The sequence below is a fragment of the Bradyrhizobium genosp. SA-3 genome (assembly GCF_004212635.1).
Lineage (GTDB): Bacteria > Pseudomonadota > Alphaproteobacteria > Rhizobiales > Xanthobacteraceae > Bradyrhizobium.
Genome location: NZ_PSRT01000170.1, coordinates 1 through 15,470 on the forward strand (window position 1 = coordinate 1; position 15,470 = coordinate 15,470).

The 15,470-nt window shown below is 62.8% G+C and carries 13 protein-coding genes and 5 pseudogenes; 8 read left to right on the forward strand and 10 right to left on the reverse strand.

Annotated elements, in window-relative coordinates:
- Positions 1-351: YbfB/YjiJ family MFS transporter (locus tag CWO91_RS36915; RefSeq protein ID WP_130220358.1), on the reverse strand; the 351-nt coding region annotated here is incomplete at its 3' end.
- Positions 352-596: 245 nt separating this feature from the next.
- Here CWO91_RS36915 and leuB point away from each other — a divergent pair.
- Positions 597-1,709 carry a 3-isopropylmalate dehydrogenase gene (gene leuB / locus CWO91_RS36920; RefSeq protein ID WP_130220359.1) on the forward strand — a complete coding sequence of 371 codons (1,113 nt, stop codon included), beginning with the start codon at positions 597-599 and terminating at the stop codon, positions 1,707-1,709.
- A gap of 173 nt (positions 1,710-1,882) precedes the next feature.
- On the opposite strand, the gene CWO91_RS36925 is transcribed toward leuB, so the two are convergent.
- Together CWO91_RS36925 and CWO91_RS36930 are read right to left on the reverse strand one after the other, a co-directional pair.
- On the reverse strand, positions 1,883-2,266 hold the full coding sequence (locus CWO91_RS36925) for a hypothetical protein (RefSeq protein ID WP_128944390.1): 384 nt from the start codon (positions 2,264-2,266) through the stop codon (positions 1,883-1,885).
- Positions 2,267-2,422: 156 nt separating this feature from the next.
- Positions 2,423-3,207 (reverse strand): annotated as a pseudogene (locus tag CWO91_RS36930) (hypothetical protein).
- A gap of 116 nt (positions 3,208-3,323) precedes the next feature.
- On the opposite strand from CWO91_RS36930, the gene CWO91_RS36935 reads away from it, so the two are divergent.
- Positions 3,324-4,358 carry an aspartate-semialdehyde dehydrogenase gene (locus CWO91_RS36935; RefSeq protein ID WP_128930615.1) on the forward strand — a complete coding sequence of 345 codons (1,035 nt, stop codon included), beginning with the start codon at positions 3,324-3,326 and terminating at the stop codon, positions 4,356-4,358.
- Positions 4,359-4,606: 248 nt separating this feature from the next.
- Here CWO91_RS36935 and CWO91_RS36940 read toward each other — a convergent pair whose 3' ends face one another.
- Positions 4,607-5,251: a carbonic anhydrase gene (locus tag CWO91_RS36940; RefSeq protein ID WP_130220360.1), complete on the reverse strand. Its 645-nt coding sequence runs from the start codon at positions 5,249-5,251 to the stop codon at positions 4,607-4,609.
- A gap of 103 nt (positions 5,252-5,354) precedes the next feature.
- Here CWO91_RS36940 and CWO91_RS36945 point away from each other — a divergent pair, with 103 nt between their 5' ends.
- The gene (locus CWO91_RS36945; protein ID WP_130220361.1) at positions 5,355-6,236 is read left to right on the forward strand and encodes an HpcH/HpaI aldolase/citrate lyase family protein; all 882 of its coding nucleotides are present in this window, start codon (positions 5,355-5,357) and stop codon (positions 6,234-6,236) included.
- A gap of 158 nt (positions 6,237-6,394) precedes the next feature.
- Complete coding sequence (locus tag CWO91_RS36950; protein ID WP_165405971.1) at positions 6,395-8,065, forward strand: caspase family protein; 1,671 nt, start codon at positions 6,395-6,397, stop codon at positions 8,063-8,065.
- Between the two features lie 54 nt (positions 8,066-8,119).
- Here CWO91_RS36950 and CWO91_RS36955 read toward each other — a convergent pair whose 3' ends face one another.
- Entirely contained in the window at positions 8,120-8,434 is a 315-nt protein-coding gene (locus CWO91_RS36955; protein WP_433995599.1) for a DUF6455 family protein, read from the reverse strand.
- Here CWO91_RS36955 and CWO91_RS45640 point away from each other — a divergent pair.
- Positions 8,412-8,512: pseudogene (locus CWO91_RS45640) on the forward strand (CoA ester lyase); the annotation flags it as partial. The gene CWO91_RS36955 and the pseudogene CWO91_RS45640 overlap by 23 nt on opposite strands.
- Positions 8,513-8,701: 189 nt before the next feature.
- The gene (locus tag CWO91_RS36960) at positions 8,702-11,494 is read left to right on the forward strand and encodes a UPF0182 family membrane protein (protein WP_130220363.1); all 2,793 of its coding nucleotides are present in this window, start codon (positions 8,702-8,704) and stop codon (positions 11,492-11,494) included.
- A gap of 191 nt (positions 11,495-11,685) precedes the next feature.
- On the opposite strand, the pseudogene CWO91_RS44735 reads toward CWO91_RS36960, so the two are convergent.
- A pseudogene (locus CWO91_RS44735) lies at positions 11,686-11,917 on the reverse strand (hypothetical protein); the annotation flags it as partial.
- Here CWO91_RS44735 and CWO91_RS36970 point away from each other — a divergent pair.
- Positions 11,883-11,984, forward strand: a pseudogene (locus CWO91_RS36970) (CoA ester lyase); the annotation flags it as partial. The pseudogenes CWO91_RS44735 and CWO91_RS36970 overlap by 35 nt on opposite strands.
- A 355-nt stretch (positions 11,985-12,339) precedes the next feature.
- Entirely contained in the window at positions 12,340-12,966 is a 627-nt protein-coding gene (locus CWO91_RS36975; RefSeq protein ID WP_130220364.1) for a hypothetical protein, read from the forward strand.
- A gap of 1 nt (position 12,967) precedes the next feature.
- On the opposite strand, the gene CWO91_RS36980 is transcribed toward CWO91_RS36975, so the two are convergent.
- From CWO91_RS36980 to leuD, 4 genes and pseudogenes are all read right to left on the reverse strand, one after another.
- On the reverse strand, positions 12,968-13,324 hold the full coding sequence (locus CWO91_RS36980) for a hypothetical protein (protein ID WP_245471490.1): 357 nt from the start codon (positions 13,322-13,324) through the stop codon (positions 12,968-12,970).
- Positions 13,325-13,448: 124 nt separating this feature from the next.
- On the reverse strand, positions 13,449-13,868 hold the full coding sequence (locus CWO91_RS36985) for a hypothetical protein (protein ID WP_130220365.1): 420 nt from the start codon (positions 13,866-13,868) through the stop codon (positions 13,449-13,451).
- Positions 13,869-14,163: 295 nt separating this feature from the next.
- Positions 14,164-14,949: a hypothetical protein gene (locus CWO91_RS36990; protein WP_130220366.1), complete on the reverse strand. Its 786-nt coding sequence runs from the start codon at positions 14,947-14,949 to the stop codon at positions 14,164-14,166.
- A 138-nt stretch (positions 14,950-15,087) separates the two neighbouring features.
- A pseudogene (leuD, locus tag CWO91_RS36995) lies at positions 15,088-15,470 on the reverse strand (3-isopropylmalate dehydratase small subunit); the annotation flags it as partial.

A 15,470-nucleotide genomic window follows, 5' to 3' on the forward strand; every position in this document is an offset into this window, starting at 1 on the left:
CCCGAAGCCCAGCACGAGGCGGGCCAGGCTCAGCGCGACGAAATTGCCTGTCAGCGCGCAGGTGGCGAGCGCGGCGACGCAGGCCAGGGTTCCCAGGCGGATCGCCGCCGCCCAGCCGATACGCTGGATCAGGCGGGACGCCATCAGCGCGCCCACGAGGTAGCCGACGGCGTTGATGGTGTTCATGAAACCGGCCGCCGAGTAGGACCAGCCGAGGGTCTCCCGCATATCCGGCAGCACCAGCGCATAGGCAAAGCGGCCGATGCCGAGCCCGACCGTCGCTGCCAGCGACAGGGTCAGGATCAGCCGCGCGGGATGCGCGTTGGGCGGGGAGCGATCAGGGGCGTGCAAGGGTACTCCGGCGGTGGGAGTGTGGCAGGCTCCATCCGCTTTGCACAGCCGGCTCCCCGGCAATGGTGTCTTGCCAAGCGCGCAACGCCGCTCTAGCACTCCGGCCGACCTGTCATTCCGGGGCGCGCCATTTTGGCGCGAGCCTGGAATTTATTTTCCCGCTTGCGCTGTGGCCCGATGGATTCCGGGCTCGCTCGCTTTGCTCGCGCCCCGGAATGACGGCATAGGATTGAGAGGAAACGACCATGGCGACCCACAAACTGCTGCTGCTTCCCGGCGACGGTATCGGCCCCGAGGTGATGGGCGAGGTGAAGCGGCTGATCGACTGGCTCAATTCGGCCGGGATCGCCAAGTTCGAGACCGACACCGGCCTCGTCGGCGGCGCGGCCTATGACGCGCACAAGGTGTCGATCTCCGAGGGCGACATGGCCAAGGCCAAGGACGCCGACGCCGTGATCTTCGGCGCGGTCGGCGGCCCGAAATGGGATGCCGTGCCTTACGAGGTGCGCCCCGAAGCCGGCCTGCTTCGCCTGCGCAAGGATCTCGCTCTGTTCGCCAACCTGCGTCCCGCAATGTGCTACCCGGCGCTGGCGGATGCTTCGAGCCTGAAGCGCGAGGCGGTCGAGGGCCTCGATATCGTGATCGTGCGCGAACTCACCGGCGGCGTCTATTTCGGCGAGCCCAAAACCATCACCGATCTCGGCAATGGCCAGAAGCGCGCCATCGATACCCAGGTCTACGACACCTATGAGATCGAGCGCATCGCCCGCGTCGCCTTCGAGCTTGCCAAGAAGCGCAAGAACAAGGTGACATCGATGGAGAAGCGCAACGTCATGAAGTCGGGCGTGCTTTGGAACGAGGTCGTCACGCAGGTCCACAAGCGCGAATACCCCGACGTCACGCTGGAGCATCAGCTCGCCGATTCCGGCGGCATGATGCTGGTGAAATGGCCGAAGCAGTTCGACGTCATCGTCACCGACAATCTGTTCGGCGACATGCTCTCCGACATCGCGGCGATGCTGACGGGGTCGCTCGGCATGCTGCCCTCGGCCTCGCTCGGCGAGGTCGACGTCAAGAGCAAGAAGCGCAAGGCGCTGTACGAGCCCGTGCACGGCTCCGCCCCCGATATCGCCGGCAAGGGCCTCGCCAATCCGATCGCGATGATCTCGTCCTTCGGCATGGCGCTGCGCTACTCCTTCGACATGGGCGATCTCGCCGACAAGGTCGATGCCGCCATCGCCGCCGTGCTCGCCAGCGGCCTGCGCACCGCCGACATCAAGTCGGAAGGCACCACCGCCGCCTCGACCACGCAGATGGGCGAAGCGATCCTGAAGGAATTGCAGAAGCTGCACGGGTAAGCAGCAAGCGCCGCAATCGTAGGGTGGGCAAAGCGAAGCGTGCCCACCACTTCTATCGCAATTGCCGAGAGATGGTGGGCACGGCGCTTCGCGCCTTTGCCCACCCTACGGCACTTTTAAAAAAAATGGCCGGGCGTGAGCCCGGCCATTTTGATTCGATGCCTGCGCCCGCCTCAGTACAGCGGGAAATTCTGCGGGTAACCGCCGACGTCGGCCGGCGGTGAGAGCGGCTGGCGGTCAATCGGGCGATTGAGGTTCTCGCGAGCGAAGGACGGATAGCCCACCGCCGGCGGGAAGGCGTAGTCGCTGAACTTGCGGTCGCCCGGATTGACCTCGGTGCCGCCGTCGAGCCAGGAGCGCTTGCTCACATAGATGCGGGTGCGGCCCTGCTGATAAACCGCGTTGGGGCCGCTCGGTCCGTAATAGGGCCGGCCGCGCTCGTCATAGCGCTTGGTCCTGGTGTCGGCCGAAGCTGGCGATGCGAGGGACATGGCAATGACGGCGCCCGCCGCAAGCCAGGTCGCCAATGTGTTCGCCGCAGAGAATTTCAAGCTCATCACGTCCCCTTCAGGCGGCAGGCCGCCAGTCGATTTCACCCCATACTAGCCCGGCCGGGGCGGATGCAACTAGGTCAATTGGGTCACACCAGCTCGGAATAATCGTGCGCGCCGGCAAAAGTTGCATCAATACCAGCCACTTGGGCTTGATGCGGCTCAAAGCGCCCCGCGCAATTGCGCGTTCGCGGCGCCCAGCATCCAGTCCGATGGGCTCTGGGAATCGCAGGCGCGGCGCTTCAGCTCGGCATGGGCGAACAATTCCGCCAGTCTGGGCTCGTTGCCCGAGGTCAGCAGTGTCAGCCGGTTCAGCGTGCAGGCGATCGCCGCGCGCCGGGCGGGCAGGGTGTCGCCCTGGCAGGAGAAGCCGGAGATCTGCAGCGCCGGCTCCTCGTTGCGCTTGAGAAAGCCGAGGCAAGCCCGCGTCCCGCCGCGCCGACCGGTTGGAACAGGGCGACGGGACCGAATTTCGTGTCAATCAGGCCGGCCTGCTCGAGCGTGGTCGCCCTGCTCAATCCCATCTGGACGGCGAGATCCGCAGTCGCCGGACGGGCCACGTCGAACTCGCCGCCTTCCCGGTAGATTTCGAGCTCGGCCATGGGCTGGCCCGCCTCGTTCGTCCAGCGCAGCACGTCCCTGCGGCCCCCTTCGGGATGCCTCAGGATGCTGTAAGAGGCTGTTTTATCTGATGAATCGAGCCAGCTGACGGCGAAGCTCGGGTGCGAGCCGTCGGCCGCGCTCCAGCCCGGCTTGTCCGCCGGCTCATCGTCGCGCAAGTCAGGCAGCTGGCCGAGCGCCGCGAGCGCGAGGATGGCAAACAGGGCGAGCGCCCCCACATAGGCGATCAGGTGCGCCAGCGTGCCGACAACCTCGTCGGCGAAGGCTGCAAGCGCCAGATGGATCTGGGTGGGGCTAACGGCCGTGCTGGCCTCAGGCGACTGCATCCACGGCCTTCAGGCATGGTCCAACGTTGTCTTGAGGCCGGTTCTCGCATAGAAGCGCTGCTGTTCCTGTTTAAGCGTCAGCTTCAGGAACGGGCTTTTTCATCGGAGAGTGAACGATGGGTTACAAAGTCGCAGTCGTCGGCGCGACCGGCAATGTCGGACGGGAAATGCTCAACATCCTGGATGAGCGCAAATTCCCCGCCGACGAGGTCGTGGCCTTGGCGTCACGCCGCAGCGTCGGCGTCGAGGTCTCCTATGGCGACCGCACCCTGAAGGTCAAAGCGCTCGAGCATTACGACTTCTCCGACGTCGACATCTGCCTGATGTCGGCGGGCGGCTCGGTCTCGAAGGAATGGTCGCCGCAGATCGGCGCTGCCGGCGCCGTCGTGATCGACAATTCCTCGGCGTGGCGCATGGATCCGGACGTGCCGCTGATCGTGCCGGAAGTGAACGCGGGCGCGACCGAAGGCTTCAAGAAGAAGAACATCATCGCCAACCCGAACTGTTCGACCGCGCAGCTCGTGGTCGCGCTCAAGCCGCTGCACGACAAGGCGACGATCAAGCGTGTCGTGGTCTCGACCTATCAATCGGTGTCGGGTGCCGGCAAGGACGCGATGGACGAATTGTTCTCGCAGACCAAGGCCGTCTACACCAATGACGAGCTGGTCGCGAAGAAATTCCCCAAGCGCATCGCCTTCAACGTCATTCCCCACATCGACGTCTTCATGGAGGACGGCTACACCAAGGAAGAGTGGAAGATGATGGCGGAGACCAAGAAGATCCTTGATCCCAAGATCAAGCTCTCCGCGACCTGCGTGCGCGTGCCGGTGTTCGTCGGCCACTCCGAGGCCGTCAACATCGAGTTCGAGAACCCGATCACAGCCGATGAAGCCCGCGAAATCCTGCGCAAGGCGCCTGGCTGCCTCGTCATCGACAAGCAGGAGCCCGGCGGCTACGCCACGCCTTACGAAGCAGCCGGCGAGGACGCCACCTATATCAGCCGTATCCGCGAGGACGCGACGGTCGAGAACGGCCTCGTGCTGTGGTGCGTGTCTGATAATTTGCGCAAGGGCGCCGCGCTCAACGCGATCCAGATCGCGGAGGTCCTGATCAACCGCAAGCTGATCAGCGCGAAGAAGAAGGCGGCGTAAGACTACGCCCAGCCCTCTCGTCGTCCGGGACAAGCGCGCCAGAAGCGCGCGCAGATCCGGGACCCATAACCACAGGCTTGCGTTGTTGCGCGAGCCGGCAACCACGAGTCTTCGCCAAACAACTCCCTGTGGTTATGGGTCCCGGATCGGCGCTCCGCCCTGGACAACGCTGCGCGTTGTCAAGATCTGCGCTTGTCCGGGACGACAATCGTATTTGAGGCGGCAGTCGCCCACCCTACGAGAGCGTCTTACGCCACGCTTCGCGCGTTCTTGAATTCCTTCGCGACCTTGTCCAGCACGAACAGCGATCCCTCCGCGACGCCGAAATAGGCGCCGTGGGTCTGCATCTGGCCGCTCTCCACCGCCTTGTGCACGAATGGGAACGTCATCAGGTTCTCGAGGCTGCGGAACACCGCGGCCTTCTCGATGCGCTCGACGAACTGCGCCATGGTCTCGTGGTTGCGCTGCTCGACCACCTCGCCGGGCTTGATGAACATCTGCATCCATTTGCCGATGAAGTCGCCCGGCGTCAGCGGCTCGATCTTGTCGACGAAGGCGCGGATGCCGCCGCATTGTGCGTGGCCGAGCACCACGATGTGCTTCACCTTCAGCACCTTCACCGCATATTCCAGCGCCGCCGAGACGCCATGCGCGTTCTCGTCGGGCTGATAGGTCGGCACCAGATTGGCGATGTTACGGACGACGAACAGCTCGCCCGGGCCGACGTCGAAGATCACCTCGGGCGAGACGCGACTGTCGCAGCAGCCGATGACCATCACTTCCGGCGACTGTCCCTTCACCGACAGCTCGCGATAGCGGCTCTGCTCGGCCGGCAGCCGCTGGGTGGCGAAGGCCTGGTAGCCTTCCAGCAAATGCTTCGGGAATGTCACCATGCCTATGCCTAATCATAGACCGCAGGGGCGAACAAGCCTTTCGAATAGGCAGGCCAAATGCTATCGGCTTCGGTCAGAAGACTGACGAGGAAGGAACGCTTGCATGACCCGCCCGCGCCGCAGCCATCTGTTCATGCCCGGCTCCAATCCCCGCGCGCTCGAAAAGGCGCGCAATCTCGCCGCCGACGGCCTGATCCTCGATCTCGAGGATTCCGTCGCTCCTGATGCGAAGGCGGTGGCGCGCGACGGCATTGCCGCCGCGATCGCGGCCAAGGGATTTGGCAAACGCGAGATCCTGATCCGGACCAACGGCCTCGATACGTCCTGGTGGGCCGATGACGTCGCGATGGCCGCCAAGGCCTCGCCGGACGGCATCCTGGTTCCAAAAGTTTCAAGCATCGAAGATCTCGATGCGATCGGCCGGAAGCTGGCCGAGCTTGGCGCCGCGCCGACCGTGAAAGTCTGGGCCATGATCGAGACCGCGCGCGCCGTGCTTCATGCCGAGGAGCTGGCCGCCGCCGGCCGCGATCCATCGAGCCGCCTGTCGGGCTTCGTGTTCGGTCCGAACGACATCTCGCGCGAGACCCGCATCAAGATGCTGCCGGGCCGTGCCGCGATGATCCCGATGATCACCCATTGCATCCTGGCGACGCGCGCCCATGGCCTCGAGATCCTCGATGGCCCCTATAGCGACATCGCCAATTCCGACGGCTTTGCGACCGAATGCGCCCAAGGGCGCGATCTCGGCTTCGACGGCAAGACGCTGATCCATCCCTCGCAGATCGACGCCTGCAACGCGATCTTCACCCCGCCGGAAGAGGAAGTCGCGCGCGCGCGAAAAATCATCGCGGCGTTCGAATTGCCGGAGAACGTTTCGCGCGGCGCGATCCGGCTCGACGGCGCCATGGTGGAGCGCCTGCACGCCGACATGGCCCGGCGCACGATCGAGATCGCAGACGCGATCGCGGCGATGGGGAAGGGCTAGGAAGGCAGTCACGCGCTCGATTGGACGTGTCCCGAGTCAGTCCGCGACGTGCGCGGACAACGGCAGTTCTCTCGACGTTAGCGATGTCCGGCTTTTCCCGTTGCGGTAGTGAAAAGGGGTGCTACCCTCCGCCGATATTTGGTCCGGGGCAGCATTTGATGCGTATCTTTGGGGCGGCGATCCTTCTCGTCACGTCACTTTGGCTCATCCAGCCGGCGCTTGCCCAGCAGGCCCGGGTTGCGCTTGTCATCGGCAATGGTGCCTATGAGAAGGTGCCCGAGTTGCCGAACCCTACGCGCGATGCGGCCGACATTGGCCGCGCGCTTGAGCGACTCAGTTTCAAGGTCACTCAGGTCAAGAACGCGACCGCGCAAGAGATGAGGAAGGCCGTCGTCGAGTTCGGGCGGTCTGCCGAGGGGGCTGACCTTGCTGTCGTGTTTTACGCCGGACACGGCATGGAGGTCGGCGGCGAGAACTGGCTGATTCCGATCAGCGCGGAGTTGCGCAGCGATAGCGACATCGAGAGCGAGGCCATCAGCCTCCGCTCGGTGAGCCTTCAGGTTTCGAAGGCACGGAAGTTGGGCTTGGTCATACTCGACGCGTGCCGCAATAATCCATTTGCGGCGAAGATGAAGCGTTCGATCAGCACCCGGGCCGTGGCCCGCGGACTCGCGCCGACCGAGCCATCCGACAACGTTCTGATTGCGTACGCCGCCCGCGACGGCACCACGGCAAGCGACGGCGATGGCCGGAATAGTCCTTTTACGGCGTCGCTTCTGCGCCACATCGAAACGCCGGGCCTTGAGATATCGTTTCTGTTTCGCCGGGTCCGCGACGACGTGATGGCAGCGACCAAGCGCGAACAGCAGCCTTTCGTGTATGGCTCCTTGTCGAAGGAAGAGATTTACCTGAATGCGCCGGTCGCCAGCGCTCAGGTGCCGGCCGCATCAGCACTGACGCCGGCAGCTCCTGCGGAAGACGAGAAGTTTTGGCTCGCGATCCAGACGTCGACCGTGGCGGGTCTCTATGAGGAGTTTCTGGCCAGATATCCTCGGAGCGACCATGCTGCGGAAGCTCGAAAGCGGATCAAGGATCTCAAGGCCAGTGAAGTTGCGTCACTATCGGCTCCCGTTGTCTCTTCGAAATCGGATGCGAGCGGAGGCCTAGGAGCAGATTCCAAGCCCGTCGATCGAAATCTATTTACGCCCGACGACAATCAAAAAATAGCTGCCGTCGCAGCAGCTCAGCAACTGGTTTTGCCGAGCTTCACGTTCTCATCTGGCCAGGATGTTCCGCTCAATGCCGGTTCCAAGTTCGTCGGTGTGTGGTCCAACAAGCGCGGATGGACGAACGGCAAGGGGCGGTACGCCATGCTGATCATCACGGAGGTCTCCGCTACGGGCCTGGCCAAAGGCTACTACCTATGGGGACCGCCAACGAAGGCGTCGTGGGTCAAGGACGTGGCAGGATACAAATCGTTCGCAGAATACATTACGGACAACAAATTTTCGATCAATGGGACGCCGGTTACTGTCAGGCTGGAGAAGAACGTCTTAGCCCTCTCTTCCTTCAAACAGGACAATCCGTCCGAGAAGGCGAACATAGAGCTTCGGCCGGTCTGGCAGCTTGTGCCGGTGCCAGAGCATGAGTCTTCAACCAAGCACGAGAAAGCGTCGCAGCCTCCTGCAGTCAAAAGGGAAAGCACTGCAGAGCCGCATGCTCCGGGGAGCGTTGGCGGAGCGAGCATGGAAGAGCGCTATCGTGCCTGCAAAAAACTCGTGAAAGGATTTGCCCGGCGCGAGGCTTGCGCCCGCACCGGCGTGCTCTAGCGCCGACGACCCAGTCAGGCTGCGAAACTCATTCGCAGGTTGAGCCCGCGCGTCTCAGCGCGGCGCAAGATCGGCGCGGTCGAGCGACTCCAGCGTCGAGGCGTTGGCGCAATAGCCGTGATAGTTTTCCGCGGCGGTGCCGGCGGCGAGATCGCTGTCGCACTGTCCCTTGTGATTGCAGAGCGAGCAGACCCGCTCCATGTCGCGCAGCAGCAACGGCTGCGCGCGGCCGAGGCCTTCGGCGTTGATGCCGAGCTGCTCCAGCATCTTCGGCAGCTCGTCGGCGGCATGCTTGCCGTGGCGAACGAGCTCCTCCAGATCGTCAGGCGCGATCCTGAGATCGCTGGCGATCCGGCTCGACGGCGCCATGGCGAACGCCTTCACGCCGACATGGCCCGACGCACGATCGAGATCGCAGACGCGATCGCGGCGATGGGGAAATGCTAGGGCGCACGCTCAAAAAAGCGGCGTTGCTTCAGGGGACAACACGCAGCTCTGCAAGACCTCGCGCGTCCTCCCGAGTTCGGCGCGCAGCCTGTTGCGGGTATCCGCGTGTTCTAGGACTGCGGAGCAAAAAAGCAGGTGCGGCGCCCCGTGACAGGCGCGCCACGTCTGTCGTTCTGCTATAATGTTACTATGACGATCGGGATTTCCGGACCCGAACGGAAGGCACCAGGGCGAAGCGCCGTGGTGGGATTCATCATCGCGGCCATCATCGCCGCAATCGGCCTGATCCTGCTCGCTCTCGTCGGCGACTTCCTGGTCGACTGGATGTGGTTCTCGTCGATCGGCTACGAACAGGTCTTCTGGACCACCATCGGCGCGAAAGCCGCCGTCTTCCTCGTCGTTTTCGCGGCGACCGCCGCCATCTTGTGGGCGAACGCGCGCCTTGCACTTGGCCTTGCCGGGCGCCGAACCCGGTTGCCCGCGGCCTTCGACCCGAGGCTTGTGGCCGCTGCGGCGCTGCCCGATCCGCTTGAATTCCTGCGCGAGCGGCTGCGGTGGCGCAGCATGATCGCCGCTAGTAGCGGCCTCGTCGCTCTGCTTGTCGGCTGGGGAGAAGCCGGCAACTGGAGCACTTTTCTGCGCTTCATCTATCAAGTGCCCTACGGCACCAATGATCCCTTGTACGACAAGGATATCGGATTCTACCTGTTTTCCCTACCCGTCTTTGTGGCCATCAAGAATTGGGCGTTGCTGACACTCGTCATGAGCGCGCTGCTCGCCGGGCTTATCTACTGGGTGCACGGCGACATCGAGGACCGGGCGCAGCGAGTATCACCAGCGGCGATCTCGCACGGTTCGGCGCTTCTCGGCCTCTTCTTTGGCGTGAAGGCGTGGTCCTACAGTCTCGACCGCTATCTCCTGCTGTACGGCGACAACGGCGTGGTGGTCGGCGCAAGCTTCACCGACGTCAATGTGGAACTGCCGGTCCTGTGGCTGCTGATCGCACTTTCGATCGTCGCCGCTGTGGCGGCATGCGCGAACCTGTGGGTGCGTACCTACCGCCTCCCCACCGCCGCGATTGTGCTGCTGTTCGGCGGCGCTTTCCTGCTATCGGGCATCATCCCCGCAGTGTTTCAGCGCTTCTACGTCGGGCCGAACGAGTTGGCGTGGGAACGGCCTTACATGGAACGCAACATTGCCCTGACGCGGGAGGCCTACAATCTCAATCGGATCGTGCCGAAGCCGTTCCCTGCGGAACAGAACCTGACCTTGAGGGCGCTCGAGGCCAACAAGGCTACCATTGAAAATATAAGGCTGTGGGATTGGCAACCATTGGCCGACACTTACGCTCAACTGCAGGAGATTCGCACCTATTACAAACTGCGCGACCTCGATGTCGATCGTTACTGGTTCGGCGATACCTACCAAAGCGTGATGATCTCAGGCCGCGAGTTGAATTCCGCGCTGCTGCCACCCAACGCGCAGACCTGGGTCAACCGCCACATCCTGTTCACCCACGGCAATGGTGCGGTGATGAGTCCGGTCACCCAGAAGAGCGGCGAAGGACTTCCGCTTCTCTATCTGGACGACATTCCTCCGGTCGCACATGGAGGTCCCGCGATTCGCGAGCCGCGCATCTATTACGGACTGCAGACTGAGGACTACGTCATCGTCAAGGGAACCGTGCCGGAATTCGATTATCCCAGGGGAAAGGACAATGCCTACGCGTCCTACGACGGCTCCGGCGGCGTGCCGCTGTCGGGCATGGTGCGGAGACTGATCTTCGCCCACCATTTCAACGATGTGAACCTGCTGCTGTCAGACTACATCGGCGATGACAGCCGGATCATGATCCGGCGCAACATCCAGAAGCGGGTGGGCACGATCGCCCCGTTCCTCTCTCTCGATCGCGATCCCTATCTGGTCGTCAGCGAGGGCAGGATGTTCTGGATGCAGGACGCCTACACGACCAGCGAATACTTTCCCTACGCTCAGCCTGCGCCCGGCTACAACCTCAATTATATCCGCAATTCAGTGAAGGTCGTGATCGACGCCTATAACGGCACCGTCGATTTTTACCTGATGGACCCAGCCGACCCGGTCGCCGCGACCTATCAGCGAATCTTCCCGGACCTGTTCAAGCCGTTCGCGGCCATGCCGTCCGATCTTCAGAAGCACATTCGTTATCCCGAAGACCTCTTCCTGATCCAGGCGCGACTTTTCCAGACCTACCACATGGAAGCTGCCGATGTTTTCTATAACCGGGAGGACCTCTGGCAATTTCCGCGTCAACCGGCCGGTGATGGCGTCTCTTCAATGGACGGCATCACCACCATGGCCCCCTACTACATCATCATGCGGCTGCCTGGAGAGGCGCAAGCCGAGTTCTTCATCATGATCCCGATGGTGCCGAGCCGTCGCGACAACATGATCGCTTGGCTTGCCGCGCGCTGCGACGAGCCCGGCTATGGCAAGCTGATCGTGTACGAATTTCCCAAAGAGAAGCTGGTCTACGGGCCGTTCCAGATCGAGGCGCGAATTCATCAGAACACGGAGATCTCCCAGCAGATATCGCTGTGGAACCAGATGGGGTCGCGGGTGATCCGGGGAAATCTGCTCGTGATCCCGATCGAGAATTCGATTCTCTACGTGTCGCCGCTGTATTTGCGGGCCGAGCAAGGACATTTGCCGGAGCTCAAGCGAGTGATTGCCGCCTATGGTGAGCATGTCGTCATGAAGGAAACGCTTGCCGAGGCCCTGTCGGCACTCTTCGTGGACAGCGGCCCGTCCCCGGCAGCGTCGGCTGTGACCGCGGAAACACCCGCCGAAGCCTCCGCGGCAGCGCGCGCGCAGGAGGCGCTCACGCACTACGACCAGGCCATGGAGCGGTTGAAATCCGGTGATTGGGCAGGCTTCGGCAAAGAGATCGATGCGATGCGCGGTATTTTGGAAGATATCCGCCGGCAATCGGGTAGCCGCTGAGGTTCGCGAGAAACGCTATTTTCTGATTTGCCGGTGCAACTGCCCGCCCCGACGAGGCCATCGAATAGGATAGCGATGTCGGCCTTGAGCCCCAGCTCGGACCTCTGAACGAGGTCAGCTATAGGCTGCAGCAGACCTCCACGCCCTCGATCTAGTAAGTACACGTCCCAGTGAGATCTCCCGCGCTGGCGTCAGTGCGGCGCGACGTCGGCGCGGTCGAGCGACTCCAGCGTTGCGGCGTTGGCGCAGTAGCCGTGATAATTCTCCGCGGCCGAGCCCTTCGGCGTTGATGCCGAGCTGCTCCAGCATCTTCGGCAATTCGTCGGCGGCGTGCTTGCCGTGGCGAACGAGCTCCTCCAGATTGTCAGGCGCGATCCTGAGATCGCTGGCGATCCGGCTCGACGGCGCCATGGTCGAACGCCTTCACGCCGACATGGCCCGGCGCACGATCGAGATCGCGGACGCGATCGCGGCGATGGGGAAGGGCTGAGGGCGCAGAGCCCGGTCGATTCCGGCCGGGCATTGACGCAAGCTGCAAGGGTTAGCTGCAATTTGATCCGCCTTCTTCCGGATGCGGCAATGTCTCGCGTCTAGCGTGCACGTCGCCCGCGACCGCACGCGTGTGCCGCTATTCGGAAGTCTGGTAAAATATGCATCTACGCTTGAGATGGCTGATCGTGATTGCAATCGTTGTGGCGGTCGCCGCGGGCGAATTCATCTTTGATCTGTGGGCCCCGCGATCAGAGCTGCACCAGATGCACGCGATCACGACGACCTTGTCGGTCCAGACTGCCGATTACAACGCTTTTGCGGCGGAGATGGAGAAGAAGTACGGGCCGAACGCGGTGACGATCCTCGATCTCCAATCGTCCCGCATGACAACCAAGATCGACGGCAAGCTCGTTGAAGACAGGCCGGCGCCGAGCCGGTTTTCCGACGCGCGGGGATTCTTCCTGGTCGGAAAAGAGGGTGCCGCGAGCACCTTTCCGTTCGAGATCGATCCTGCGAAGCCGCCGGAATTCGGCCAGCAGGGAGGGCTGGGCGTTGGCTATCTGAAAAACCGGTGGGGAAAAAGGCTAGCTGCGAAATACCTCGATTTCGATGATCGCGACGTGGTGACAGATACCTGCGTTACGATCTCGTCGTCCGACTTCGGATGGCCAGGCCAATTCCTTTTTCTTAGGAATGGGGCATTCTGCGTTCAGTTCTGGAAGGGTAGCTCGCCCGGCTCGATGCTGATCGGTGTTGTCGTGGCCGACGGGGATCCGTGGATGCGGCCGTTCACGCGCCGACTTTGCCGATGGCTCACATCCAAAGCGATCGGCCGCGTTGCGGCGACCGACCGCGAGGTGCCCCCGGACTATGCTGCCTGCGTGCTTGTTGACCGCCCGGACCGCCCAGGCGTTTCCGAGAAGCTCCAGAGCTACGTCTACGAGGTCCGTCGCGACGCGACCTTGGCGGTGATGAACTGAGCTATTTCAAGGTCGCCCGCAAAGTGAAGTTCCCCGTCGCGGCGTAACCTTCGTTCTGCCCACCCGATTGACGATTGGTATTGACGTTCACGCTGACGGATTCGAGCCGGCAGTTCTTCGTGAGAACCTGATCCACGATCGCGCACTCGCCCGCCGCCAACTCGTAAATTGATCGGCGCGCTCGCTCTCTGAGCTTCAGAGCTTCGTCACTGTCGCCGGTAGGACCAGGAAGAAACAGACTGACATTGACTTGAATTCGGAGCGGCTCCTCGCGCCGTTCGTCTGCCAGAAGCCTCGCTGGAGAAAACGTTATGATTGACGCTGCAATAATTCCGAGAAGAAAATTCGCCTGACGCATGTCGTCTTCCTCCAATGAGCCGCGCGAAGCTTCCTGCGAGTCAGATCGACCTGGCTGATGCTATCGCAGCTTTTGGTTGTGTCTGGGAAGACGCTAACGTTCAGTAAACGGAGCCGCGTCCGTCTCAGCGCGGCGCAAGATCGGCGCGGTCGAGCGACTCCAGCGTCGCGGCGTTGCCGCAGTAGCCGTGATAGTTTTCCGCGGCGGTGCCGTCGGCGAGATCGCGGTCGCACTGGCCCTTCTGGTTGCAGAGCGAGCAGACCCGCTCCATGTCGCGCAGCAGCAACGGCTGTGCGCGGCCGAGGCCTTCGGCACTGATACCGAACTGCTCCAGCATCTTCGGCAGCTCGTCGGCGGCGTGCTTGCCGTGGCGAACGAGCTCCTCCAGATCGTCAGGCGCGATCCTGAGATCGCTGGCGATCCGGTTGAAATCGGCGCGATCGAGCTGCCGCATCTCGTTCATCTCGCGGCGATGCTTCAGCCAGCCGGCAAAGGACTCGATGAGGTCCTGGACGATGGGATAGGGCCTGCTTGCGGTGCTCATGGAAAGCTCCGTTGGGGGCGTGGAATTGGAGCGAGACTAGGCACAATGGTGCAGGAGCGCGTTGCGCTGGATCAAATACGGCGCGTCTGTCCCGGACGCCGTGCGACAGCACTGCAACAACTGCGGCCGTCGTCCCGGCCTAGTGCGCAATTGCGCACGGGGGGCCGGGACCCATACCGCGAGGTCTATCGATGGCGCGCGGTTCGCATCGAAGCGCAACTGAGAGTCTTCGCCAAACTACTCCCTGGGGTTATGGGTCCCGGCTTTCGCCGGGACGACAGCGGAGAATTGCGGGTCAGCCGAACCTCTCCGCCGCCCAGGCATACAGGCTGCCCGGAATCGGCTTTTCGCCGCCGCGGCCCTTGGGCGAGATGTGCAGGCCGATGATCTCGGGGTTGGTGACGAGGCCGAGATAGCTCGAGGGATCGAAGAACAGTTTTGGCTCGGCATGCACGGCGTAGAACGATTGCTTCGGCAGCGCGCAAGCGAGCTCGCCGGTGCGGCGCGCGAGCGCGGTGAGCGCCGCGGGCCCGTAGATCGCAACGCGGATGTCGGAGAGGCGGTTCGAGCCGCCGCGCAGCCGGCGCATCATGAAGGTGATGCGGTGGCGCACGGACAGCCAGTTCGGCGTCAGCTCCTCCTGCTCCATCAGCTCCTCGAAGGCGGCGACGATGCCATGCCCGGCCGGCAGATAGATCACGGAATTGCCGAGCTGGCGCGGCCGCTCCCAGGCGAAATAGGGTTTTGCCGGATCGATCTCGACGGGCTTCAAGAGCAGCACGTCGGCGTCGAGCCAGAGGCCGAGGCTTTTCGCCATCAGCTTCATGCGAAAGAAGTCGCTGAACTGCAGCGTGGTCCAGTCGCGCCAGCTGCCGTCCGGCTGCGGCGGCCGCAAACGTTCGGAGAACGCGTGCGGCAGGATCGCCTCGGCATCCGCATTCGCGATGCCCGCGGGCAGACCGGGAATGGTGTCGAAGCTATAGACCGTGACCTTGTGGCCGGCAGCCAACTGCGAGCGCAGACAGGTCTGGCGCAGGGCGTCCATCGGGCCATGCCAGAAGGTGACGATGTCGGGCAGCATGCGCGGAAGCTTAGAGCATGATCCGGAAAAGTGTGCAGCGGTTTTCCGAAAAGATCATGCTCAAACAAAAAAGGATAGTCAGAGCAAAGAAAAAGCCCCGACGCCGTCAGCACCGGGGCTCGAACCAGAAACGCGATCTCAGGCCCAGGCGCGTTCGCGCTTGAGCTTGTCCTCATAGGTGTCGATCGAGTCCTTCTTCTCCATGGTGAGGCCGATGTCGTCGAGGCCGTTGATCAGGCAGTGCTTGCGGAACGGATCGATCTCGAACTTGACCTTGCCGCCGTCAGGACCGCGGATCTCCTGGTTGGGCAGGTCGATCGTCAGCGTCGCGTTGGCGCCGCGCTCGGCGTCGTCGAACAGCTTGTCGAGGTCTTCCTGGCTGACGCGGATCGGCAGAATGCCGTTCTTGAAGCAGTTGTTGTAGAAGATGTCGCCGAACGAGGTCGAGATCACGCAGCGGATGCCGAAGTCGAGCAGCGCCCAGGGCGCGTGCTCGCGCTCGAGCCGCAGCCGAAATTGTC

What these genes read in the sequence shown, in the direction of transcription:
- leuB (WP_130220359.1), top strand. Translation starts at nt 597, where the DNA reads ATGGCGACCCACAAACTGCTGCTGCTTCCCGGCGACGGTATCGGCCCC.
- CWO91_RS36925 (WP_128944390.1), bottom strand. Translation starts at nt 2,266, where the DNA reads ATGAGCTTGAAATTCTCTGCGGCGAACACATTGGCGACCTGGCTTGCG.
- CWO91_RS36935 (WP_128930615.1), top strand. Translation starts at nt 3,324, where the DNA reads ATGGGTTACAAAGTCGCAGTCGTCGGCGCGACCGGCAATGTCGGACGG.
- CWO91_RS36940 (WP_130220360.1), bottom strand. Translation starts at nt 5,251, where the DNA reads ATGGTGACATTCCCGAAGCATTTGCTGGAAGGCTACCAGGCCTTCGCC.
- CWO91_RS36945 (WP_130220361.1), top strand. Translation starts at nt 5,355, where the DNA reads ATGACCCGCCCGCGCCGCAGCCATCTGTTCATGCCCGGCTCCAATCCC.
- CWO91_RS36950 (WP_165405971.1), top strand. Translation starts at nt 6,395, where the DNA reads ATGCGTATCTTTGGGGCGGCGATCCTTCTCGTCACGTCACTTTGGCTC.
- CWO91_RS36955 (WP_433995599.1), bottom strand. Translation starts at nt 8,434, where the DNA reads ATGGCGCCGTCGAGCCGGATCGCCAGCGATCTCAGGATCGCGCCTGAC.
- CWO91_RS36960 (WP_130220363.1), top strand. Translation starts at nt 8,702, where the DNA reads ATGACGATCGGGATTTCCGGACCCGAACGGAAGGCACCAGGGCGAAGC.
- CWO91_RS36980 (WP_245471490.1), bottom strand. Translation starts at nt 13,324, where the DNA reads ATGCGTCAGGCGAATTTTCTTCTCGGAATTATTGCAGCGTCAATCATA.
- CWO91_RS36985 (WP_130220365.1), bottom strand. Translation starts at nt 13,868, where the DNA reads ATGAGCACCGCAAGCAGGCCCTATCCCATCGTCCAGGACCTCATCGAG.
- CWO91_RS36990 (WP_130220366.1), bottom strand. Translation starts at nt 14,949, where the DNA reads ATGCTGCCCGACATCGTCACCTTCTGGCATGGCCCGATGGACGCCCTG.